Genomic DNA, 21,646 nt, shown 5'->3' on the forward strand with positions numbered 1-21,646 from the left:
GGCATGTTGACAGGTTTGCCGGTCATGGTCTCCCACCGGCCGGTCTTGCTGTTGTAGACGATGGTCTCGTCTGCATCATATGGCATATTCCACATTCCTCCTCATGTGTTAGAATTAATGATATCGTAACACATGAGTTAGAATTATTCTATGATTCCCCGCCTCCTTTTTGTTACCTTTGCTTACCTCTTTTCTAACGGACTCATGAAACTGGTTACACCTGCGGGAAAAACTTGCACAGCTGGTTGCTCACGGCGGCCCGCCCGCGGAGCCCGGGGGACATCGTCGGAGAGAAACCCTCTTGTACAGGCATTGCCTGGCACGATGGGGGACGGTAAGTATCGACGTTTCTGCCTAAAAATTGACCATATTTTTTGTGAAAAGTGCAACAAGGATTTTTTTGTCAAATTACATCTATTGGCACATCTGTGAAATGTGTGAAAATAACTTGAAAGTTTTTAAAACTTATACTATAATAGGCCTACTTTTTAAGTTAAAATCATTTGCTATATATAAAAGGAAAGGAAATGTTTGTAATGAAGCGCAAAATCTCTTTGTTATTATGCCTTGTACTGATCGTGTCCGCTCTGGCGGGCTGCGGGAGCAAGAAAGACGAGCTCCCGAATACGGAGGACCGGCAGGACCTCACCATTGCCATCACCGCGGAGCCGACCTCTCTTGACTACTCCCTGGCAAACGAGCTGAACACTTTCAGCATCGCGGGCAATGTCTACGAGGGTCTCGTTCGCAAGGAGGCCGACGGCTCGCTCGTTCCGGGCCTCGCCGAGTCCTGGACCTACAACGATGACCAGACTGAAATCACCTTTACCCTGCGCGAGGGTGTGAAGTTCCACAACGGCGAGACCATGACCGCTGACGATGTGGTCTTCTCGTTTCAGAGAGCGCTCGAGAGCAAGAGCACGGCCCGTATGACCGGCGCCATCGAGTCAGTGGAAAAGATCGACGACACCCATGTGCTGATGAAGCTCAAATACTCCTACGGCCCCATTGAGGGGTGCCTTGCCAACGTCAACTGCGCGATTGTCTCAAAGAGCGCCGTCGAGGCGGACCCCGAGGGCTTCGGCCGCGCTCCGGTCGGCGCCGGCCCCTATCAGGTGGTCGAGTGGAAGTCGGGCGAGAAGATTGTGATGAAAGCCTTTGCCGACTACCACAGAGGCGAGGCCAAGATCAAAGATCTGACCTACATGGTCATCGCCGACAGCACCTCTGCGCTGGTCGCGCTGGAAAAGGGCCAGATTGACGTGATCGCCAACACCCAGACCTCTGACAAGCAGAACATCACCAGCAACGCGAATCTCCAGTACGACGAGACCATCGCCGACTCGTTCTTCTTTTTGACGTTCAACAACGCCGAGGGCCTCTTCGCCGACAATGTGAAGCTGCGCCAGGCCATCGCCTACGCGATTGACAAGGAGTCCATCCTGCTCGGCGCGATGGAGGGCATCGGCTCGGTCGCCCACTCGGTCATCCCGGGCAACTGCTTCGGCGCGCCCGAGAACCCCGACGACTACGAGTACAACCCCGAAATGGCAAAGCAGCTCCTCGCTGAGGCGGGCTATCCCGACGGGCTGACGATCAACATGCCCACCATGAGCAGCGGCTACTATGTGAAGATCTCCGACATTCTGGTCGACCAGCTTCGCCAGGTCGGCATCACCGTCAACCAGGAGCTCATGGAGAGAACCGCCTACCTGCAGGACGTCTACACCAACTGCCAGTATGACATGTCGGTTCTGAGCATCTCGGCGCTGCAGCCGGATGCGGACTTCATCACCTTTATGCGCTACCACAGCGACTACATCGGCGGCGGCAACAACTTCACCAAGGTCAACAACCCGAAGCTCGACGAGCTGCTGGAGATCGGCCGCTTTGACAGCGATCCGGCCAAGCGCACCGCGGCCTATGCGGAGCTCTGCCAGATCATCAAGGACGACGCCGTTCTGCTGCCGCTGGTCAACCCGCCCGTGGGCGTTGCCGGCAACGTGAAGCTGCAGGGTCTCAAGGCGTTCAGCGACCAGAGTATCTACGTGTACGACCTGTCCTGGGGCGCGTAAGCGCGCGGGGGAATCAATCAGAAACAAAAGCGCAGATGCAGTTCAGCCCGGCTGAGCTGCATCTGCTTGTTCCTTTCGCAAGACGCTTCCCCAAGCGAAAAGAGGATCGGGAGTGTGAACAATGTTAAAATTTATAGGAAAACGGCTGCTGATGATGATTCCCGTCATCCTGGGGATTTCCTTTATCATCTTTGCGATCATGGCGCTGACGCCGGGCAACCCGGCGCAGATGAAGCTCGGGGAAAACGCCACGCCCGAGGCCATCGCGGAGCTGGAGGAGGAGATGGGGCTCAACGAGAACTTCTTTGTGCGCTATTTCAAATACATGGGCAACGCCCTGCGCGGCGACCTCGGCAACTCCTACCGCACCGAGCTGCCGGTGGCTCAGGAGCTGATGAGCCGTTTCCCGAATACGCTGATTCTGGCCTTTTTCGGCATTGGCCTTGCGGTGGTCATCGGCATCCCCATCGGCATTCTGTCCGCCGTCAAGCAGTACACGATCATTGACACGGTCAGCCTGGGGCTGGCGCTGGTCATGACGTCCATTCCGGCGTTCTGGCTGGGGCTGATGCTGATGCTGACGTTTTCGCTGAAGCTCGATCTGCTGCCCGCCGTGTACGACGGCACATGGACGAGCTTCATTCTGCCCTGCATCACGCTCGCCATCGGCTCGATGGCAACGCTCATCCGCATGACCCGCTCAACGATGCTCGAGGTCATCCGTGAGGACTACATCCGCACGGCGCGCGCCAAGGGCGCGCCGGAGAAGGTCGTCATCTTCCGCCACGCGCTGCGAAACGCGCTGCTGCCGGTCGTGACGACCATCGGCATCAACTTCGGCTTACAGCTCGGGGGCGCGGTGATCTGCGAGTCGGTCTTCTCCATTCAGGGGCTCGGCACGCTGATGATCACCTCCGTCCGGCAGAAGGATGTGCCCATGGTCATGGCGGCGGTTCTGTTCGTGGCGCTGACGATCAGCATCGTCAATCTGCTGATCGACATTCTCTACACCTACATAGACCCGCGCGTCAAATCCCAGTACATCAAGGCGAGGTGAGGCGTATGAAAAAAACCGACAAGCTGAAAAATGAGCACAGAGGCCAGCTGTATTTCATCATGCGCCGCTTTCGCAAAAACAAGCTCGCCATGTTCGGGCTCTGCCTGTTTGCGGCGCTGACACTGGTGGCGGTGTTCGCAAACTTTCTTGCGAGCTACGATAACGACGCGCTCTCGCACAACATGGCTGAGCGCAACCAGCCACCCGGCGCCGGACATCTTCTCGGCACGGACCACTACGGGCGCGACCTCTTCGCGCGCGTGATCTTCGGCGCGCGCATCTCCCTGTTCATCGGCATTCTGACCATTCTGATTTCTCTGAGCGTCGGGGCGATCATCGGCGCGGTGGCCGGCTACTACGGCGGCCGGGTCGACAACCTGCTCATGCGCATCATGGACGTGTTCATGGCGATTCCGTCGATTCTGCTTGCGATCTCCATCGTGGCGGCGCTCGGCAACGGCATGTGGAATCTGCTGCTGGCGCTGAGCATCTCGGGTGTGCCGCGGTTTGCGCGCATTGTGCGCTCGTCGATTCTGACGGTCAAGGGGCAGGAGTTTGTGGAGGCCGCCCGCGCCTACGGCACGACCGACACGGGCATCATCCTGCGCCACATTCTGCCGAACAGCATCGGCCCGATCATCGTGCAGGCGACGCTGAGCATGGCCACCACCATTCTGACGATCTCCTCGCTGAGCTTTGTCGGTCTGGGGCTGCCCTCCTCCGTGCCGGAGTGGGGCGCGATGCTCTCCGAGGCAAAGCAGTTCATGATGTACTACCCGCACGAGATCATTGTGCCCGGCGTTGCAATCGTGCTGGCGGTCATGGCGCTGAATCTGATCGGCGACGGTCTGCGCGACGCCATGGACCCCAAGCTGAAGAATTGATGAGGTGATCGCCATGTCAGAGCATCTGCTTACGATCAAAAATCTGCATATCAAATATGACACGGACGAGGGCGAGGAGGTCCGCGCGGTCAACGGCGTCGACCTCACGCTCGACAAGGGCCGCAGCCTGGGCCTTGTGGGCGAGACGGGCGCCGGAAAGACCACGACGGCGCTCGCCGTTTTGAAGCTGCTGCCCAAAAAGGTGGGCTCCATCACCGAGGGGCAGATCGTCCTCGACGGGAAGGACATCACCGCCGCCACCGAGGAGGACATGCGCCTGCTGCGGGGCAACACCGTGTCGATGATCTTTCAGGACCCCATGACCAGCTTGAATCCGGTTCTTCCGGTGGGCGAGCAGATCATGGAGGTCATCTCCCTGCACCGCAAGGACCTCACAAAGGAGCAGCTCGAAAAGCGCCTCGACGAGATTCTGACCATGGTGGGCATCCCGCCCGAGCGCAGGCAGGACTATCCCCATCAGTTCTCCGGCGGCATGAAGCAGCGCATCGTCATCGCCATCGCCCTGGTCTGCGAGCCGAAGCTGCTGCTGGCGGACGAGCCCACCACCGCGCTCGACGTGACCATTCAGGCCCAGGTTCTCGATATGATGCGCTCGCTTCGCGAGCGCATGGACACCGCCATGATTCTGATCACCCACGACCTGGGCGTGGTGGCGGAAAACTGCGACGAGGTCGCCATCATGTACGCCGGCGAGATCATCGAATACGGCGCGGTGGAGGATATCTTCGAGCGGGAGAACCACCACCCCTACACCGTAGGGCTCTTCGGTGCCATTCCCGATATGACCAAAGACGAGCGCCGGCTCCACCCCATCGACGGCCTCATGGCGGACCCGACCGATCTTCCCAGGGGCTGTAAGTTCGCCCCGCGCTGCCCCCACTGTATGCCGGTGTGCGAGACCGAGCAGCCCCGGTTCCACACGGAGAACGGCCATTCGATCCGCTGCCACCTGTTTGGCGCGCCGGGCAGCAAACCAGCGCAAGGAGGGAACGCGTGATGCCGGATACCATTTTGGAAACACGAAACCTGAAAAAATATTTTTCGACCTCTGCGGGCGTGCTGCACGCGGTGGATGATGTGAGCTTCACGCTCGAGCGGGGCAGCACCCTCGGCGTGGTGGGCGAGTCCGGCTGCGGCAAGTCGACGCTGGGCCGGGTCGTGCTGCGGCTGCTCGAGGCCACCGGCGGCGAGGTGCTCTTCAACGGGCAGGACATCATGAAGCTGACAAAGCCCCAGATGCGTGAGATGCGCCGCAAGATGCAGATGATTTTTCAGGACCCCTATGCCTCGATCAACCCGCGCATGTCGGTCAGCGACATCATCGCCGACCCCCTGCGGGTCAACGGCATCTGTGAGAGCCGTGAGCAGCGCCACAGCCGCGTGGAGGAGCTGATGCAGACCGTGGGCCTCTCCAAGCGCTTTGCCAACGCCTACCCCCACGAGCTCGACGGCGGCCGCCGCCAGCGCATCGGCATCGCCCGGGCGCTCGCGCTCGAGCCGGAGTTCATCGTCTGCGACGAGCCGGTCTCGGCGCTCGACGTGTCCATTCAGGCCCAGATTCTCAATTTGATGATGGATCTGCAGGAGCAGATGGGGCTGACCTACATCTTCATCACCCACGACATGAGCGTGGTGCGCCACATCAGCAATGAGATCATGGTGATGTACATGGGCCAGTGCGTGGAGAAGACCTCCTCCCACGAGCTCTTCGCAAACCCGCTTCACCCCTACACCGAGGCGCTGCTCGACGCGATTCCCGTGCCGAACTTCAGCCGCCGCGGCAGACCCCGCAAGCTGCTCACGGGCGAGGTCACAAGCCCCATCAACCCGAAGCCCGGCTGCCGCTTCGCCCCGCGCTGCCCCCATGCGACGCCGGCCTGCACGGGCGAGAGCATCCCGCTTCGGGAGGTCAGCCCCGGCCACTTCGTGGCCTGTGTGCTGCGCTGAGAGCGAAAGGAGCCTACAATGGATCGCCTATTCTTTACAAAAAACCGCGAGAAATTTGCCGGGCGGATGGCTGACGACTCGATGGCGGTGTTCTTCTCAGGCATCTACCGCCGCGACACCAACGACCAGCTCGCCTATCCGTTCTCGGTGGACCGGAACTTCTACTACTTCACCGGCATCGACCGCGACAACATGATTCTGCTCTTCTGGAAGAGCCGCGGCCGCACCCAGTGTTATCTCTTTCTGCCGCCGGTCGACGAACACTATGAGAAGTGGCAGGCGAAGATGATGCGCCCCGCGGAGGCCGCCGCCGTCTCGGGCATCGAGAATGTGCTGTACACCTACCAGTTTGAGACCGAGTTTGACAACCGGGTCTTTCTCTCGGGCAGCACAAAGAGCGTCTATCTCTACTCGAACATCGCGGGGCTTCATGAGCCGCAGACCCTCTATGCCCAGTTTGCCGACCGTCTGCGCCGCACCTACCCGGCGATGGAGATTTTAAATCCCCTCGACATCCTGACCGAGCTTCGCGGCTCCAAGGAGCCCGAGGAGGTCGAGCTGACGCAGCAGGCGGTCGACCTCGCCATCGGCGCGCTCACCCACACCGCCGCGCTCATGGAGCCGGGCATCGCCGAGTACCAGATCAAGGCCCACTACATCCACTACCTGAGCATGCACGGCAGCGCGCCGCGCTTTCGCTCGGTGGTGGCGGCTGGGAAGAACGCCACGATTCTCCACTACAACGAGGCAAACTACGTCACCGGCGCGCAGGACATGGTGCTCATGGACGTCGGCGCGCTGAACGGCTGGTATGTCTCCGACCTGACGCGCACCTTTCCGGTCAGCGGCCGATTTACCCCCCGCCAGCGCGAGGTCTATGACATTGTTCTCGAGGCGCTCGCCATTGGCATGGATGCGCTGTGCGTCGGCACGACTGAGTTCGCGGTGAACGCCAAGATCAAGGAGTTCTATGCCGGGGCCCTGAAGTCTCTCGGTCTCATCGACGACGCGCGCGAGGTGGAGCGCTACTACTTCCACGGCAGCGGCCACCCCATCGGCCTCGACCTGCACGACTACCGCCGCCTCGACCGCGTGATTCCGAAAAACTGCCTGCATACCATGGAGCCGGGGCTCTACATTCCCGAGTGGGGCATCGGCATCCGCATTGAGGACAATGTGCTCGTGACGGAGGACGGGGTTGTGAACCTGTCGCAGGCTCTGCCGCGCACCGCAAACGACGTGGAGAACATGGTCGCCCCGTGACCCTCTGTAAAATGTCGGACAGATACAGCGCCCGCCCGAACCCACGGGGGTTCGGGCGGGCGCTTTCGCTTTGGGCAAGGTTGTCCCGCGCCCGAAATCATGGTAAGATGGTTTCAGGGCTTGCGCCCGGCTAAGGGCTTGCGCCCGGCATAAGGGCTTGCACCCGGCATAAGGGCTTGCGCCCGGCATAAGGGCTTGCACCCAGGCATGTGGGTTTGCGCCCGGGCAGATCGGGCCTGCACTCGGCAGCTGGGGCTTGCGCTCGGGCAGCTCACGAACCGAAGCCCGGCCGGACTCACGTCAGCGGGCTTGTGTGGAGATGATACGCGCTGATATCGGGGCAATCCGCCATACCTCACGGACCCGCGTCCACGGTCGGACTGACGTCCGGGCAGGTTTGCGTGCGGGCTCGTGGCGGGCACGCAGGCCCGGCAGGTTTGCCCGTAGGATTCGCGAGGCATGCCCACCCAATGGGCCGCGTCCGGCATCTGCGGGCGCAGAGGGAATGGAAAGGGGAATACAATTTGAAGAGAACAGTAGCACTATTACTCAGTGTATTGCTTTTGCTGGCTCTGGGGGCGTGCAAATCCCCATCTTCGGAGCCGGTACCCCCCGTCACGGGCGGGGAGGAGGATCTGCCGCCCGCGGTGGACCCACAGCCGGAACCGGAACCCGTGCCTGAGCCTGAGTCCGAGCCGGTGGTGCGCTACTGGAATCCGCTGACGGGGCAGCCCATGCCCGACAGCTATGAGATGACCCGGCCGGTGGCGGTCATGATCAACAACTTAAAGCCCGCCCTGCCCCAGAATGGCATCGGCTCGGCCGACGGCTGGTTTGAGTTCCCCGCCGAGGGGGAGACCAACCGCATCATGGCGGTCTTCTACAACTATCAGGACATCGAGCAGATCGGCACGGTTCGCAGCGCGCGCGACTACTTTCTCGACTACGCGCGCCCGCTCGACGCCATCTTTCTGCACTACGGCGGCAGCCCTCAGGCCTACAAGGCGCTCAAGCGCGGCGACCTCGACGCCTTTGACGGCATCAACGGCGACGTGGAGAAGAGTCTCTACTGGCGCGATAAGGACCGCATCAAGAACGCGGCCTGGGAGCACAGCGTCATGACAAGCGGCGAGAAGATCACGGCCACCATCGAGAAGTTCAAAAAGCGCGCCGTACTCGAGCAGGAGCTGAAGCCGCTCTACACGTTCCGCGAGACCCCGGCTCCGGCGGGCGAGCAGAGGGCCGAGTTTGTCAAGATTCCCTTTTCAAACTACATCGCGCCGAGCTATGAGTACAACGCCGACACCGGCCTCTATGAGCGCTACCAGTACGGCAAAAAGCACATCGACGGCCTGACCGGCGAGCAGATCGCGGTGGAGAACGTCATCATTTTGCAGACCTCGGTCAAGGCCATTCCCGGCGACGACGCGAGCCGCGTCACGGTCGCGACCACGGGCAGCGGCAAGGGCTACTACTGCTCGCGGGGCACAGTCTGCGAGATCAGGTGGGAGAAAAAGTCCGACAGCAGCTTTGTCAAACTCATGGATGCGCAGGGAAAAGAGCTCGCCATCAACCCCGGGCGCAGCTTTGTGAGCATTCTCTCGGACCGGAAGAAGATCACTTTGGAATAGGAGACGCGTATGGACAGACCGGTGACAACCCTCTTTTTACTGGTGTCGGCCGACGGCAAGATCAGCACCGGCGAGACCGACGACTTTGACTTCGACGCCGACCTGCCGCGCCTGCCGGCGACGGCGGCCGGTCTTGCGCAGTACTATGCCCTGGAGCAGAGGACGGATCTCTGGTCGCTGTGCTCAGGGCGGGTGCAGGCGAAGATCGGCGTCAACGAGCGCCCCCGGCCTGAGAGGCGCACGGCCGTGTCGTTTGCGCTTGTGGACAATGGCCATCTTCGGGAGAGCGGCGTGAAGTGGTTTTGCAGCTACGCCAAAGAGCTCGCGATTGTGACCGTCAACCCCGACCACCCGGCTCTGTGCATGCGCGAGGAGAATCTGTCGGTATTGCTTCAGGAGCGGCTTGATCTGGGCGCGGCGCTCCGCTGGCTGCGCAATCAGCACGGCTGCGAGCGGCTCACTGTGCAGACCGGCGGCACGCTCAACGCCCTGCTGCTGCGCGCCGGACTGCTGGACTATGCCGAGCTGATCGTCGCCCCGCTGTTTGTCGGCGGAAGCAAAACACCCACGGCCATTGACGGCGCGCCGCCCGCGGGGCTTGACGAGCTCGGTATGCTGCGCCTTGTGGGCTGTGAGGCGCTGGAGCACAGCTATGTGCGGCTGCGCTACCAGATCATGTCGGAGCAGAAAGAAAAAGGACTCCCCGTCTGAGGGGAGCCCAATCGGCTGATTTTCTGTCAGGCGCTGCGGCCGGTGGTGTGAGCGGGGGCGGGCCGGCGAGCGGCCGGTGTGAGAACCACCACGTTGCGCTCACGGCGCTCGCGGCGCACGGAGCGCTTCGCAAGAGCCACCATGACTGTAAAACCGACGACCAGCGCGTAGAGGCCGAGTCCCACCGCAAAGCGCAGCGGCTCGCCCGGGTCGATGCGCCCGCGCGCGAGCGTGCGCATCACCGGCGGCAGAAAGAGCAGGGTGCCAAGCACCGGCAGTGTATAGTAATAATCGACAAGAAGCCGAAGAGTATCGTTTATCAATAGTTTTAAGCCCTGTTTTGCGGTCATTTGTATTCCCTCACTTGTCAGTCAATTGCAATGTCGTCGGTCAGTAGTAGCGAACCGAGGCGATGACCCGCCCGAGTATCGTGAGACTCTCGACGAGAATCGGCTCGTAGGCGTCGTTTTCGGGCTGCAGGCGAAAGCGGCCGTTTTCGCGGTAGAAGCGCTTGACCGTGGCCTCGTCCTCGATGAGGGCGACGACGATCTCGCCGTTTCGCGCCTCGGGTGTGCGCTCGACCACCACGAGATCCCCGTCGAGGATGGCGGCGTTTATCATGCTGTCGCCGCGCACGCGCAGCGCGAACAGCTCGCGCCCGCGCGCCACATCGCTGCTCACCGGGAGAAGCCCCTCGTTTTCCTCCACCGCGAGGATGGGAAGACCCGCCGTGACCCGGCCGAGAATGGGCACGCCCACGGTCTTGACCGCGTTCGGCAGAGAGATGGCGCGCTTTTTGTTCTCTTCATATATAATAAGACCCTTGTCGGCGAGATTCTTGATGTGGGCGTGTACCGATGAGGCGGCCTTGAGCCCCACCGCCGCGCCGATTTCGCGCAGAGAGGGCGGCACGCCGCAGGTCTCAATCTGCTCGCGGATGTAGTCGAGCACCTCGCGCTCTTTTTTGTCGCCGGTTCTCATGGCACACCTCCAAAACTCGAACATTTGTTGTTTTATGCTGTCAGTATAGCATGCGGTTTGAGAAAAAGCAACATTTGTTCTGAATTTTTTCAAAAAAATTGCTTCAAGGGGCCGTCACAGGCCGCCGGACGCGCATAAGTGCTTGACTTTTGTTTTGCGTTTCGCTTATAATATAGTTTGCCATTAACCTGATGGGGTAAATAGCGGCAAACCGCCGCGCCTGCCTGCCGGAGGCTTTTCGGTGTTTATCCCATGACAGAGAGAGGGGGGTTTTAAATGCTCAGAACCTATCAGCCCAAAAAGAGACACAGAGCCAAGGAGCACGGCTTCCGCAAGAGAATGAGAACCAGCAACGGAAGAAAAGTATTGGCCAGAAGAAGAGCCAAGGGAAGAGTCCGACTGACCCACTAAACCATGAAGGCCACAAAACAGTTTGTGGCCTTTTTGTTTATAGTGAGCGAAGCGAACTTCATGAAATACAACCTCTTCGGGAGGGAGCGCCCTTTGCGACCGACCATTTGGATTGTCGCTGTTTTATCTTCTTTTGCGCTCATGGAGTAACTATGACGAGAACAACCGCCCTCACCGAGAACCGCGAGTTCAAGCGCGCCTACGCCAGGGGCAAGACCAGGGCGGGCAAGTATCTCGCGGTCTACTGCTTTCGCAACCGGCGAAACGCCGGTGTCAACCGCTATGGACTGACTGTGAGCAAAAAGGTCGGCAACGCCGTGCAGCGCAACCGGGCCAAGAGGCTGCTGCGCGAGTCGCTGCGGCTGCTCGAGCCGCGCATGAAGACCGGCTACGACCTTGTGCTCGTGGCGCGAACGCGCATTCTCGGCGCCCGGTGCCAGCAGGTACAGTCCGCCATGGAGGAGATCTTCACCGAATTTGGCCTGATCGAGGGGCCGCGCCATGATTAAGAGGTTTCTCATCGCACTCATCCGAGGATATCGAAAGTACATCTCGCCGTATAAGAGGCCGTGCTGCCGGTTTACTCCGACCTGCTCGCAGTATGCGCTCGAGGCCATCGGCCGGTATGGAGCGCTCAGGGGCAGCTGGCTCGCCCTGCGGCGGATTTTAAAGTGCCACCCCTTTCACCGGGGCGGCTATGACCCGGTTCCCTAAATTGCATGTTGGAGGAAGACAATGGGACAAATCTTTGACGTCATACTCAACCAGCCGCTCGGTTGGGTGATCAAGTTCTGCTACGACCTGGTCAACAACTACGGTCTGGCGATCATTCTGTTCACGATCCTTGTCAAGTTGATTCTCTTCCCGCTCGGCATCAAGCAGCAGAAGGGCTCCATCGCCATGCTGCGCATGAAGCCGAAGGAGGAGGCCATCCGCAAAAAGTACGCCAAGGACAAGGAGAAGCTCAACCAGGCGCTCATGGAGCTCTACCAGGACGAGGGCTACAGCCCCATGGCCGGCTGTCTGCCGCTGCTGATTCAGTTCCCGATCATCTTTTCGCTGTATAAGATCATCAACGAGCCGCTGACCTACATTCTGAATCTGTCGCAGGACACCATCCGCGCCATTGACGCGGCGCTGAACCTCGGCATGATCGACAAGCCCGGCTATATCCAGATTCCGATCGCCGAGGCCATGTACCACAACGCCGATAAGATCGCCCATCTTCTGCCCGAGGGCGTCAAACCCATCGACTTCAACTTTTTCGGCATCAACCTCGCCGAGACGCCGAGCTTTACCAAAATTTCGCTTCTGTGGCTCATCCCGATTCTCGCGGGCGTGATGGCCTGGGTGTCGGGCTGGTACATGCAGAAGATGAACCCCGCTCCGCAGCAGGCCAACATGAAGACCATGAACCTTGTCATGCCCATCATGTCGCTGATTTTCTGCTTTCAGATGCCCGCGGGCGTCGGCCTGTACTGGTCGATGTCGAGCGTGATGAGCATGGTGCAGAGCTGGGGCCTGAATCTCATCTACAACCCCAAAAAGATCATCGCCCAGATGGAGGAAGAGGAGCGCCAGAAAGAGGAGATCCGCAAGAAGAAGAAAGCGCTCATGCAGCAGAAGCTCGCGCTCGAGCGCGCCGAGGCGGAAGAGGCCGCAAAGAAAAAGCACAGCGGCGCGCGCAAATACAACAACCAGAAAAAGCAGGACCAGAACGAACCGCAGGTCCCGCAGGACGGCGCCGCTGACGACGGCGACGGACAGGGGGAGGAATAACCAGTGAGAAACGAGTACATTGCGACAGGCAAGACCATTGACGACGCCATCAACGCCGGGTGCGCCGCGCTCGGCGTGGACCGCGACGATCTGAATGTGGAAATCGAGGTGCTCGAGACGCCGACGAGATCCTTTCTCGGGCTTCGCACCACCGACGCCAAGGTCAAGGTGACGGTCGTCACCGAGGACGAGCCCGAGCCGGCCGACAACGACCCCTCGGACAAGGCGGGCAACTTCCTCGCGCAGCTCTTTCGCGTGATGGAGATGGACGTGAGCATCGAGACCGAATTCATTGAGAACGACGAGAGCGCAAACGAGCTCGCCATCGAGCTTGTGGGCAAGGACATGGGCATCGTCATCGGCCGGCGCGGCGACACGCTCGACGCGCTTCAGTATCTGACGAGCCTTGTGGTCAACCGCGGCGAGGAGGACTATGTCAAGGTCACGGTTGACACCGAGAACTACCGCCGCAAGCGAGAGGAGACGCTGCAGCGTCTCGCGAAGAAGATCGCCGGCAAGGTGGTCAAGTACCGGCGCAACATGACGCTCGAGCCCATGAATCCGTTTGAGCGGCGCATCATCCACTCGACGCTTCAGGACTTCGAGGGCGTGCGCACCGGGTCGGTCGGCGTCGAGCCGAACCGCAAGGTGGTCATCTACTACGAGGGCCCCGGCGGCGTGCAGGACGAGCGCCCCATGAGCGGCGCGTCCCGCAGAGGCCGCAGAAGATAAAAATCAGACAGAAGGGCGGGCGCCAGCCCGCCCTTTTTTGAAAGAGGGGGAACGAATCCGTGAGCACCATTGCGGCCATTTCGACCGGCTATCAGACGGCGGCCATCGCCGTGGTGCGCGTCAGCGGCGAGGGCACAAGGGCGCTTCTCGGGCAGGTTCTTCGCCGGGCGGACGGCGCGCCCTTTTCCACCTGGCCGCCCCGCCGCGCCCGCCTTGCGCGGCTGGTCGACGGCGGCCGGCCCGTCGACGACGTGGTCTGCACCCTCTTCGAGGGCCCCGCCTCCTACACGGGGGAGGATATGGCTGAGATCAGCTGCCACGGGGGTCTTGTGGTGGTGGGCGAGGTGCTCGACTGCCTGCTGCGCCACGGGGCGAGCCCGGCGGCGCCGGGGGAATTCACCAAGCGCGCCTTTTTAAACGGCCGGCTCGACCTTGCGCAGAGCGAGGCGGTGATGGACCTCATCGGCGCGAAGAGCCGCCGTGCGGCGGAGCTTGCGCTCACCCAGGTGGGCGGCGCTCTGTCGGGTGAAATCGAGGCGCTGCGCCGCGAACTTGTGGATCTCGACGCCGAGATCATGGTCGGTATCGACTACGCCCACGAGGGCATGGAGCCGGCCGACGCCGGCGTCGTCTCGGCGGCCGTCGAAAGGCTTCGCGCGCACACGGCGCGGCTTCTGAGAAGCTACGCCTACGGCCGCGCCGTGGCCGAGGGCATTCCGACCGCGATTGTGGGGCGGCCGAACGTGGGCAAGTCCTCGCTGATGAACGCCCTCTCCGGGTGCGAGCGCAGCATCGTCACCGAGGTCGCGGGCACCACCCGCGACGTGCTCGACGAGACGGTGCGCCTGGGCGATTTGCTGCTGCGCCTCTACGATACGGCGGGCATCCGCGAGACCGACGACGCGGTCGAGCGCATTGGCGTCGAGCGCGCGCGGCGCGCGCTTGAGGGCGCGGAGCTCGTGCTCGCGGTCTTTGACCGGGGCGAGCCGCTCGCGGCGGACGACCGCACCGTGCTCGAGCTGAGCCGGGGCCGCGCGCGCATTGTGGTGCTCAACAAATCCGACCGGCCGCCGGTGCTCTCGGCCGCGGACTTTCCCGGCGATACGGTCGTGTGCCTCTCAGCGGCGACAGGCGAGGGGATCTCACAGCTCGAGCAGGCCGTGCAGGCGCAGCTTCTCTGTGACCCGCCCGACGCGGGCGAGGCGGTGCTCACGAGCGCGCGCCACCGCGAGGCGCTGCGCCGGGCGGACGAGCGGCTCGCGGCGGCGTACGACGCCCTCGCGCAGGGCATGCCGCCGGATGTGGCGGAGATCGACATCCGCGAGGCCATCGAGGCGCTCGGGGAGATTCTCGGGCGCACCGCGAGCGAGGACGTCATCGGGCGCATCTTTGAGAGGTTTTGCGTGGGGAAATAGGCCTGGGAGGGGGATTTCGCATCCCCCTCCCAACCACCCCCAGGCAAAAGCCCCCGCTCACACCGCGGGGACTTTTGAGAGGAGTCGTTTGTCGAAATGAATTCGCCAAACGACGGGATTGGATTACGAAGGGGGCAGGCCCCCTTCGAGCTGCCCCCGGGAAGAGGAATCGCTTGGCGCTTCGCGCCTCGCGATGATTTAGGGAAGCTTGTGAAGACGCAACTGCGGCACCATGGGGGGTGACGAAATTGTGAAGAACTCGTCTCGTGCTTCGCGCCTCGCGATAATGAATAAGGCTTGCGTGGGCGAAGTGCATATTCAAATAAAGGGGTTCCGCGAAAACGGCAGTTTTCGTGGAAAATAAAACAGATTATGAGCTATCATGTGGAAAATTTTGATGTTGTGGTGATCGGGGCGGGGCATGCCGGCATTGAGGCCGCCCTCGCTTCGGCGCGCCTTGGCAGGAGCACGGCCCTGTTCACCTCGAACCTTGACGCCGTGGGCAACATGCCCTGCAACCCCTGCATCGGCGGCTCGGCAAAGGGTCAGCTCGTGCGCGAGATCGACGCGCTCGGCGGCGAGATGGCAAAGGCCGCCGACGCCACCTTTATCCAGAGCCGCATGCTCGGCCGCGGCCGGGGGCCCGCCATGCACTCCCCGCGCGTGCAGAGCGACCGGCGCCGCTACCAGATTTACATGAAGCACGCCCTCGAAAAGCAGCAGGGGCTCGCACTCAAACAGGCTGAGATCGTCGAGATTCTCACCGAGGGCGGCGCGGTGAGCGGCGTGCGCACCAAGCTCGGCGCCGTCTACGGCGCGCGGGCCGTCATCGTCGCGACCGGCACCTTTCTGCGCGGGCGCATCATCATCGGCGACACCGCCTACGAGAGCGGCCCCGACGGCATGCACGCCGCCGTGGAGCTCAGCGACAGCCTGCGCGCGCTCGGGGTCCGGCTCATGCGCTTTAAGACCGGCACGCCCGCCCGGGTCAACCGCCGCTCGCTCGACTTTTCGCGCATGCAGGTGCAGCCCGGCGACGAGCCCATCGTCCCTCTGAGCTTCGGCAACGAGGGGTATGACATCGGCCCGAACCGCGTGGTCTGCCATCTGACCTACACCAACCCCGAGACCCATCGCATCATCCGCGAAAACCTCCACCGCTCGCCGCTGTTCAGCGGCATGATCGAGGGCATCGGCCCGCGCTACTGCCCGAGCATCGAGGACAAGGTCGTGCGCTTCGCCGACAAGGACCGCCACCAGATCTTCCTCGAGCCGATGGGCCTCGACACCGAGGAGATGTATGTGCAGGGCCTCTCCTCCTCTCTGCCGGAGGATGTGCAGCTCGCGTTCATGCGCACCATGGCGGGGCTCGAGCAGGTCGAGGTCATGCGCCCGGCCTACGCCATCGAATACGACTGCGCCGACCCTCTTCAGCTCGACGCGTCGCTCGAGTTCAAGGAGATTCCCGGCCTCTACGGCGCGGGCCAGTTCAACGGCACCTCGGGCTATGAGGAGGCCGCGGCCCAGGGCCTCATGGCGGGCATCAACGCCGCGCGGCGGCTTAAGGGGCTCGAGCCTGTCATTCTGCCGCGCTCGAGCAGCTACATCGGCACGCTCATCGACGACCTTGTGACCAAGGGCACGAACGAGCCCTACCGCATGATGACCTCGCGCAGCGAGTACCGTCTTCTTCTGCGGCAGGACAACGCCGACTGGCGCTTAAGCGACATCGGCTGGGATATCGGACTTCTGCCCGAGGAGCGCTACCGGCGCTTCTCTGTCAAGAAAAATCTCATCCTCGGGGAGATTGCCTACCTGAAAGAGACGACAATAGCTCCCAGCGAGGAGCTCAACGCCGCCCTCATCGCCTGCGGCACCACGCCCATCACGACCGGCGTGAAGATGGCCGAGCTTCTGCGCCGCCCGCAGGTGGGCTATGAGATGCTGCGCTCGCTTGAGAGCTATGGACCGCTCAAGCTTCCGCCGGAGGTGGTGGAGGAAATCGAGATCATGATCAAATACGAGGGCTACATCGAGCGCCAGCGCCGACAGGCCGAGCAGGCCGCCAGGACCGAGGGCCGGCTTCTGCCGCCGGACATCGACTACCTTTCCATTCACGGGCTGCGCCTCGAGGCGCGCCAGAAGCTCGACCGGGTGCGCCCGCGCACCCTCGGGCAGGCCATGCGCATCTCGGGGGTCAGCCCGGCCGATATTTCCGTGCTGCTCGTCTGGCTGGAGCAGCGCGCGCGTGAGGAGGGACGCCAGTGACACCACAGGAACTTCTGAAACAGGGTCTTGACGGCTTTGGCATCGAGGCGGACGAGGAACAGCTCGCGGGCCTCTGGACCATTGCCGAGCGGCTCATCGAAAAGAACCGGGTGATGAATCTCACCGCCATCACCGAGCCCGCCGAGGTGGTGGAAAAGCATCTGCTCGACAGCGCCAGTCTGCTCGGCGAGGGTCTCATCGGGCCGCAGATGCGGGTGATCGACGTGGGCTGCGGTGCGGGCTTTCCGGGGCTGCCGCTCGCCGTGCTTCGCCCGGAGAGCTTCTTTGTGCTGCTCGACGCCACCCGAAAGAAGCTCCACCACATCGACGAGGTCGCCGGGGAGCTGCGTCTTTTCAACCTTGAGACCATCCACGCGCGCGCCGAAGAGCTCGGCGCAAACCCCTCTTTTCGCGAGCAGTACGATGTGGCGACGGCCCGCGCAGTCGCGGCCCTGCCCAAGCTCTGTGAGCTCTGTCTGCCCTTTGTCAGGGTGGGCGGCATGTTCCTCGCCATGAAAGGCGCAGGAGCCGCCGACGAGGTCAAAGACGCCGCAAACGCCATCCAAACGCTCGGCGGCGAGCTCGAAGAGATCAAACAGATCGCTATAAAAGGCTCTGATTTAACTCACTGTATTATCGTGATCCGAAAAAAATCGCGCACTCCGCAAAAATACCCCCGAATCGGCGCTCAAATGGCGAAAAATCCCCTGTGAAACAGGGGATTTTTTTGTTTGCCGTCGAAAGACGCGACCAAAAGGGGTGGCAATATCTGGAAATGTCTGGTAAAATAAAACCAGTGAATCCGGAAAGGGGACATGCCACATGCTGGAGTTTTTACGCCGCGACGCCGCGCGGGTGAGAAATCTGCCGATCGAGCGCATCCGCACGAATCCGTACCAGCCCCGGCGCCACTTCAACAAGCGCGACCTCGCGGAGCTCTCGGAGAGCATCGCCCAGTACGGCGTGCTCCAGCCGCTGCTGGTGCGCCCGGCCGAGGGCGGGGACTATGAACTCATCAGCGGTGAGCGCAGGCTACGGGCCTCGGCGCTCGCGGGGCTGCGCGAGGTGCCCTGCATTCTGCACGAGGTGGAGGACGACCTGTCGAGCATCTACGCCATCATTGAGAACATCCAGCGCGCCGATCTCAACTTCTTCGAGGAGGCGGCGGCCATTGAAAAGCTCATCACGACCTTTGGCCTGACCCAGGAGCAGGCCGCGCGCCGCCTGTCAAAGTCACAGTCGGCCGTGGCGAATAAGCTGAGGCTTCTGCGCCTCGACCCCGAGGTGAAAGAGACCATCCTGCTGCACGGGCTGACCGAGCGCCATGCGCGCGCGCTGCTTCGGCTGGGCGACCCCGATCTGCAAAAGCGCGCGCTGCTCAAGGTCTGCGATCAGGGGCTCAACGTCAGCGAGACCGAGGCCCTCTGCGAGAGTCTTCTCAACCCGCCTGCGCAGCCGAAAAAGGTCGTGCTCATCAAGGATGTGCGCATCTTTCTCAACACCATCAACCACGCGCTCAAGGTCATGAAACAGTCGGGCATCGCCGCGCGCAGCGACCGCACCGAGACCGCCGAGTACATCGAATACAGCATTCGCATCCCAAAGGGATGACCACACCACCCTCTTTTTCTCATACGCCGGGGGCCCGTCGAAAGACGGGCCCCCGGACTTTGTCATACGGGCGGCCGATTCGCGGCGCGCAGGCCGGGCGGGATGACCACGGGAGAGGGGCCGCCCGGCTCGACGACAACGCCGAGCTCTTTCATGGGCAGACTGTCGAGCAGGGAGAGCAGCCCCGCGAGCGTGCCCTGTATCACGACAAAGCCCAGGCGCTCGAGCATGGTGAAAAAATCCCGGCAGCTCCCGGCCGTGAGAAAAGCCGGCTGGTATATGCCGGGGAGCCCGCTGCGGCTGAGCAGATAGAGCTTTTTCTCCCCCGCGCGGTTTTCCCCCGCAGGCGTCGAATAGTAGAGCGGCGTGTCAGCCATCTCATGGACAAAGCGTGCGGCGTCCCACTCGCCGCTCTGCAGCAGCGCTTTCGCCTCGGCCCAGGAAATATCGCTCATAAATCGCCACCTCCGTTTTTTTTGTATTCTATCACATGAGAAGTCCGTTCACAAGACAGCCCGCTTTACAGGGAATGGAAATTTGGTTATAATAATCGCGGGCCCCTTGCGGGGCGGACCCCTTGCGGGGCGGACCCCTTACGGGGCGGTTCTCCTGCGGGACAGATTGGAACATGCTTTTGTGGGTTCGCGCCCGGGAGAACAATTGGTCAGGGGGACAAAACATGTGTGAGCTCAGAAAAGCTGAAATCGAAGAACTCAGTGAGGCCATGCGGCTGATCGAGGGAGCCAGGGCCTTTTTGAAGAGTCAGGGCATCGACCAGTGGCAGGGCAGTTACCCCGATGAGGACTGCATCCGCCGGGACATGGAAAACAGCCGCGCGTTCTTTCTGACAGACGGCGGTGAGATCGCGGGCTACCTCTGCGTGGATTTTGCCGGCGAGCCCGCCTATGAGAAGATCGAGGGCGCCTGGCGGGACGACGGGCCGTATGCGGTCATCCACCGGCTCGCCATGGACGGCGCGCACCGCGGACGCGGGCTTGCGGGCGCGGCCTTTGCGCTCGCTGAGAGCCTCTGCCGCGAGAGGGGCGTACACAGCATCCGCGTCGACACCGGCCTTGAGAACGCGCGCATGCAGCACATCCTGAAAAAAAGCGGTTACGAGCTCTGCGGAACCATCTGGTACGAGGGTGGAGCCCGTATGGCCTTTCAGAAGAACTTTTAACGAGTGAGGAGAACATATGCTGGAATTTGACGAATACCGCCGCCGCCTCCACGAGGCTGACGGCGAGATCCGCGATCTCAAACAGGCGCTCAACATCGAGGGCAGCCGCGACGAGGTCGCGGAGCTTGAGACCCGCGCGAGCGAGGAGAACTTCTGGAACGATGTGGAGCGCTCGCAGAGCGTGCTGCAGCGCACCAAGCAGCTCAAGGACCGCATCGAGCGCTATGAGAAGCTCGTGGCATCCTATGAGGATGCGGTGGCGCTCATTGAGATGGCCGAGGAGGAGGGCGACGCCTCCCTCGTGGACGAGGTGGACGCCGAGGTCGCCCACGTCATCAGCGAGCTTGAGGCCCAGCGCCTCGAGACGCTGCTCTCGGGTGAGTACGACCGGCTCAACGCCATCATGACATTCCACGCGGGCGCGGGCGGCACCGAGGCGCAGGACTGGGCGAACATGCTGCTGCGCATGTACCGCATGTGGGCGGGCGCCCACAATTTCAACTTCAAGATTTTAGACATCCTCGACGGGGACGAGGCGGGCGTCAAGAGCGCCACGGTCATGGTCGAGGGACTCAATGCCTACGGCTATCTCAAAAGCGAGATGGGCGTGCACCGGCTCGTGCGCGTGTCGCCCTTTGACGCATCGGGCCGGCGGCACACGTCGTTTGCCTCGGTGGAGATCATGCCCGAGATCAACGACGAGATCAAAGTCGAAATCCGCGACGAGGATTTGAAAGTGGACACCTACCGCTCCTCGGGCGCGGGCGGCCAGCACGTCAACAAGACCGAGTCGGCCATTCGCATCACCCACATTCCCACGGGCATTGTCGTCGCCTGTCAGAACGAGCGCAGCCAGCACCAGAACCGCGAGGTCGCCATGACCATGCTGCGCTCCAAGCTCATTGAAATCAAAGAGCGCGAGCACCTCGAGAAGATCGAAGACATCAAGGGCGACCAGAAAGACATCGCCTGGGGCTCGCAGATTCGCTCGTATGTGTTCATGCCCTACACCATGGTCAAGGACCACCGCACGAACTTTGAGACCGGCAACGTCGGCGCTGTGATGGACGGCGACCTCGACGGCTTCATCAACGCCTATCTCAAGGCGGCGAGCCGCGGCGAGCTGTAGGCGCGCGCCGCGCGGCGCCGGATGGCGGCTGCGGACGATTCAGCCGGAAAAGGCGGCGCGGTGGAGCTCATCCTGCTGCGGCAGGTGGGTGACATACCCGACGGGGACCCTGTTCCCGGTGGCGTCGATGACGCGCTTTGCGCCCTCCTCCCCGAATGCGCCGCACAGTTCGATGCAGCCGATCCCGCTGTCGCAGAGCTCCCGCGCGGCGGCGCAGGCCTCATCGAGGTTTGCAACCCCGATGATCCGGGCAGCGCCCCCGTGGATGGCGGCGCGGTCCCGCGCCGTGTCGTAGTCGCCCATGATGAGAAATGCGAATGTCATAAACAGAACCTCTCTTTGCCTTTGTGATGCGTCTATCGTAGCACAGAACTCGGCCCGCCCGCAAGGAGCGGGCGGGAATGAGAAAAGAAGTTGATTTTTCGGGTGAACTGTGCTATCCTATTTAAGCAACCGTAACGCGGAGAGATGTCCGAGCGGTTTAAGGAGCTGGTCTTGAAAACCAGTGACTCGAAAGAGCCGTGGGTTCGAATCCCACTCTCTCCGCCAAC

At 61.8% G+C, this 21,646-nt stretch carries 23 protein-coding genes and 1 tRNA gene; 20 read left to right on the forward strand and 4 right to left on the reverse strand.

Features of this window, described 5'->3' with window-relative positions; genetic code table 11:
- Window positions 1-536: 536 nt before the first annotated feature.
- The 8 genes from H8695_RS10015 to H8695_RS10050 all read left to right on the forward strand — a co-directional run bounded on the left by H8695_RS10015 (window position 537) and on the right by H8695_RS10050 (window position 9,589).
- Complete coding sequence (locus H8695_RS10015) at window positions 537-2,075, forward strand: ABC transporter substrate-binding protein (RefSeq protein ID WP_249301208.1); 1,539 nt, start codon at window positions 537-539, stop codon at window positions 2,073-2,075.
- 121 nt (window positions 2,076-2,196) lie between these two features.
- Window positions 2,197-3,132 (forward strand): ABC transporter permease, encoded by a 936-nt coding sequence (locus H8695_RS10020; protein ID WP_249301210.1) that lies wholly within the window; start codon window positions 2,197-2,199, stop codon window positions 3,130-3,132.
- Window positions 3,133-3,137: 5 nt separating this feature from the next.
- The gene (locus tag H8695_RS10025; protein ID WP_249301212.1) at window positions 3,138-4,016 is read left to right on the forward strand and encodes an ABC transporter permease; all 879 of its coding nucleotides are present in this window, start codon (window positions 3,138-3,140) and stop codon (window positions 4,014-4,016) included.
- A 13-nt stretch (window positions 4,017-4,029) separates the two neighbouring features.
- Window positions 4,030-5,034, forward strand: a complete 1,005-nt coding sequence (locus tag H8695_RS10030) for an ABC transporter ATP-binding protein (RefSeq protein WP_249301215.1) — start codon at window positions 4,030-4,032, stop codon at window positions 5,032-5,034.
- Window positions 5,034-5,984 (forward strand): ABC transporter ATP-binding protein, encoded by a 951-nt coding sequence (locus H8695_RS10035; protein WP_249301217.1) that lies wholly within the window; start codon window positions 5,034-5,036, stop codon window positions 5,982-5,984. Before H8695_RS10030 ends, H8695_RS10035 begins: the two co-directional genes overlap by 1 nt.
- A gap of 18 nt (window positions 5,985-6,002) precedes the next feature.
- The gene (locus H8695_RS10040; RefSeq protein ID WP_249301219.1) at window positions 6,003-7,247 is read left to right on the forward strand and encodes an aminopeptidase P family protein; all 1,245 of its coding nucleotides are present in this window, start codon (window positions 6,003-6,005) and stop codon (window positions 7,245-7,247) included.
- 524 nt (window positions 7,248-7,771) lie between these two features.
- The gene (locus H8695_RS10045) at window positions 7,772-8,878 is read left to right on the forward strand and encodes a DUF3048 domain-containing protein (RefSeq protein WP_249301221.1); all 1,107 of its coding nucleotides are present in this window, start codon (window positions 7,772-7,774) and stop codon (window positions 8,876-8,878) included.
- Window positions 8,879-8,887: 9 nt separating this feature from the next.
- Complete coding sequence (locus tag H8695_RS10050; RefSeq protein ID WP_249301225.1) at window positions 8,888-9,589, forward strand: dihydrofolate reductase family protein; 702 nt, start codon at window positions 8,888-8,890, stop codon at window positions 9,587-9,589.
- Window positions 9,590-9,615: 26 nt separating this feature from the next.
- On the opposite strand, the gene H8695_RS10055 is transcribed toward H8695_RS10050, so the two are convergent.
- Window positions 9,616-9,939, reverse strand: a complete 324-nt coding sequence (locus H8695_RS10055) for a hypothetical protein (protein ID WP_249301227.1) — start codon at window positions 9,937-9,939, stop codon at window positions 9,616-9,618.
- Between the two features lie 40 nt (window positions 9,940-9,979).
- Window positions 9,980-10,570 carry a transcriptional repressor LexA gene (gene lexA / locus H8695_RS10060; RefSeq protein WP_249301228.1) on the reverse strand — a complete coding sequence of 197 codons (591 nt, stop codon included), beginning with the start codon at window positions 10,568-10,570 and terminating at the stop codon, window positions 9,980-9,982.
- A gap of 276 nt (window positions 10,571-10,846) precedes the next feature.
- Here lexA and rpmH point away from each other — a divergent pair, with 276 nt between their 5' ends.
- The 9 genes from rpmH (at window position 10,847) to H8695_RS10105 (ending at window position 18,786) form a co-directional block, all read left to right on the forward strand.
- Window positions 10,847-10,981, forward strand: a complete 135-nt coding sequence (gene rpmH, locus H8695_RS10065) for a 50S ribosomal protein L34 (protein ID WP_249301230.1) — start codon at window positions 10,847-10,849, stop codon at window positions 10,979-10,981.
- Window positions 10,982-11,133: 152 nt separating this feature from the next.
- On the forward strand, window positions 11,134-11,490 hold the full coding sequence (gene rnpA, locus H8695_RS10070; protein ID WP_249301232.1) for a ribonuclease P protein component: 357 nt from the start codon (window positions 11,134-11,136) through the stop codon (window positions 11,488-11,490).
- On the forward strand, window positions 11,483-11,695 hold the full coding sequence (gene yidD / locus H8695_RS10075) for a membrane protein insertion efficiency factor YidD (protein ID WP_249301234.1): 213 nt from the start codon (window positions 11,483-11,485) through the stop codon (window positions 11,693-11,695). Before rnpA ends, yidD begins: the two co-directional genes overlap by 8 nt.
- A gap of 21 nt (window positions 11,696-11,716) precedes the next feature.
- The gene (locus H8695_RS10080; RefSeq protein WP_249301236.1) at window positions 11,717-12,760 is read left to right on the forward strand and encodes a YidC/Oxa1 family membrane protein insertase; all 1,044 of its coding nucleotides are present in this window, start codon (window positions 11,717-11,719) and stop codon (window positions 12,758-12,760) included.
- A gap of 3 nt (window positions 12,761-12,763) precedes the next feature.
- On the forward strand, window positions 12,764-13,492 hold the full coding sequence (jag, locus tag H8695_RS10085; RefSeq protein ID WP_249301238.1) for an RNA-binding cell elongation regulator Jag/EloR: 729 nt from the start codon (window positions 12,764-12,766) through the stop codon (window positions 13,490-13,492).
- A gap of 59 nt (window positions 13,493-13,551) precedes the next feature.
- Window positions 13,552-14,907: a tRNA uridine-5-carboxymethylaminomethyl(34) synthesis GTPase MnmE gene (gene mnmE / locus H8695_RS10090; RefSeq protein WP_249301240.1), complete on the forward strand. Its 1,356-nt coding sequence runs from the start codon at window positions 13,552-13,554 to the stop codon at window positions 14,905-14,907.
- A 372-nt stretch (window positions 14,908-15,279) separates the two neighbouring features.
- Window positions 15,280-17,175, forward strand: a complete 1,896-nt coding sequence (gene mnmG / locus H8695_RS10095) for a tRNA uridine-5-carboxymethylaminomethyl(34) synthesis enzyme MnmG (RefSeq protein ID WP_249301242.1) — start codon at window positions 15,280-15,282, stop codon at window positions 17,173-17,175.
- Window positions 17,172-17,888 carry a 16S rRNA (guanine(527)-N(7))-methyltransferase RsmG gene (gene rsmG / locus H8695_RS10100; RefSeq protein WP_249301244.1) on the forward strand — a complete coding sequence of 239 codons (717 nt, stop codon included), beginning with the start codon at window positions 17,172-17,174 and terminating at the stop codon, window positions 17,886-17,888. The genes mnmG and rsmG overlap by 4 nt, the downstream gene beginning before the upstream one ends.
- Before the next feature lie 109 nt (window positions 17,889-17,997).
- A complete protein-coding gene (locus H8695_RS10105) occupies window positions 17,998-18,786 on the forward strand; it encodes a ParB/RepB/Spo0J family partition protein (protein WP_249301245.1) in 789 nt (262 codons plus the stop codon).
- Between the two features lie 62 nt (window positions 18,787-18,848).
- On the opposite strand, the gene H8695_RS10110 is transcribed toward H8695_RS10105, so the two are convergent.
- Window positions 18,849-19,241 carry a hypothetical protein gene (locus tag H8695_RS10110; protein WP_249301247.1) on the reverse strand — a complete coding sequence of 131 codons (393 nt, stop codon included), beginning with the start codon at window positions 19,239-19,241 and terminating at the stop codon, window positions 18,849-18,851.
- Window positions 19,242-19,465: 224 nt separating this feature from the next.
- Here H8695_RS10110 and H8695_RS10115 point away from each other — a divergent pair, with 224 nt between their 5' ends.
- Together H8695_RS10115 and prfB are read left to right on the forward strand one after the other, a co-directional pair.
- Window positions 19,466-19,966, forward strand: coding sequence for a GNAT family N-acetyltransferase (locus H8695_RS10115; RefSeq protein WP_249301249.1), 501 nt, complete (start codon window positions 19,466-19,468; stop codon window positions 19,964-19,966).
- Window positions 19,967-19,982: 16 nt separating this feature from the next.
- Window positions 19,983-21,095, forward strand: coding sequence for a peptide chain release factor 2 (gene prfB, locus H8695_RS10120; RefSeq protein ID WP_249301251.1), 1,113 nt, complete (start codon window positions 19,983-19,985; stop codon window positions 21,093-21,095).
- A gap of 39 nt (window positions 21,096-21,134) precedes the next feature.
- Here prfB and H8695_RS10125 read toward each other — a convergent pair whose 3' ends face one another.
- A complete protein-coding gene (locus tag H8695_RS10125) occupies window positions 21,135-21,419 on the reverse strand; it encodes a DUF6506 family protein (RefSeq protein ID WP_249301253.1) in 285 nt (94 codons plus the stop codon).
- A 138-nt stretch (window positions 21,420-21,557) separates the two neighbouring features.
- Between H8695_RS10125 and H8695_RS10130 the strand changes: the two genes are divergently transcribed.
- Window positions 21,558-21,644, forward strand: a tRNA-Ser gene (locus H8695_RS10130).
- Window positions 21,645-21,646 lie beyond the last annotated feature (2 nt).

Origin of the sequence: Feifania hominis (assembly GCF_014384765.1) — a bacterium.
In the GTDB taxonomy this organism is placed as follows: Bacteria; Bacillota; Clostridia; order Oscillospirales; family Feifaniaceae; genus Feifania; species Feifania hominis.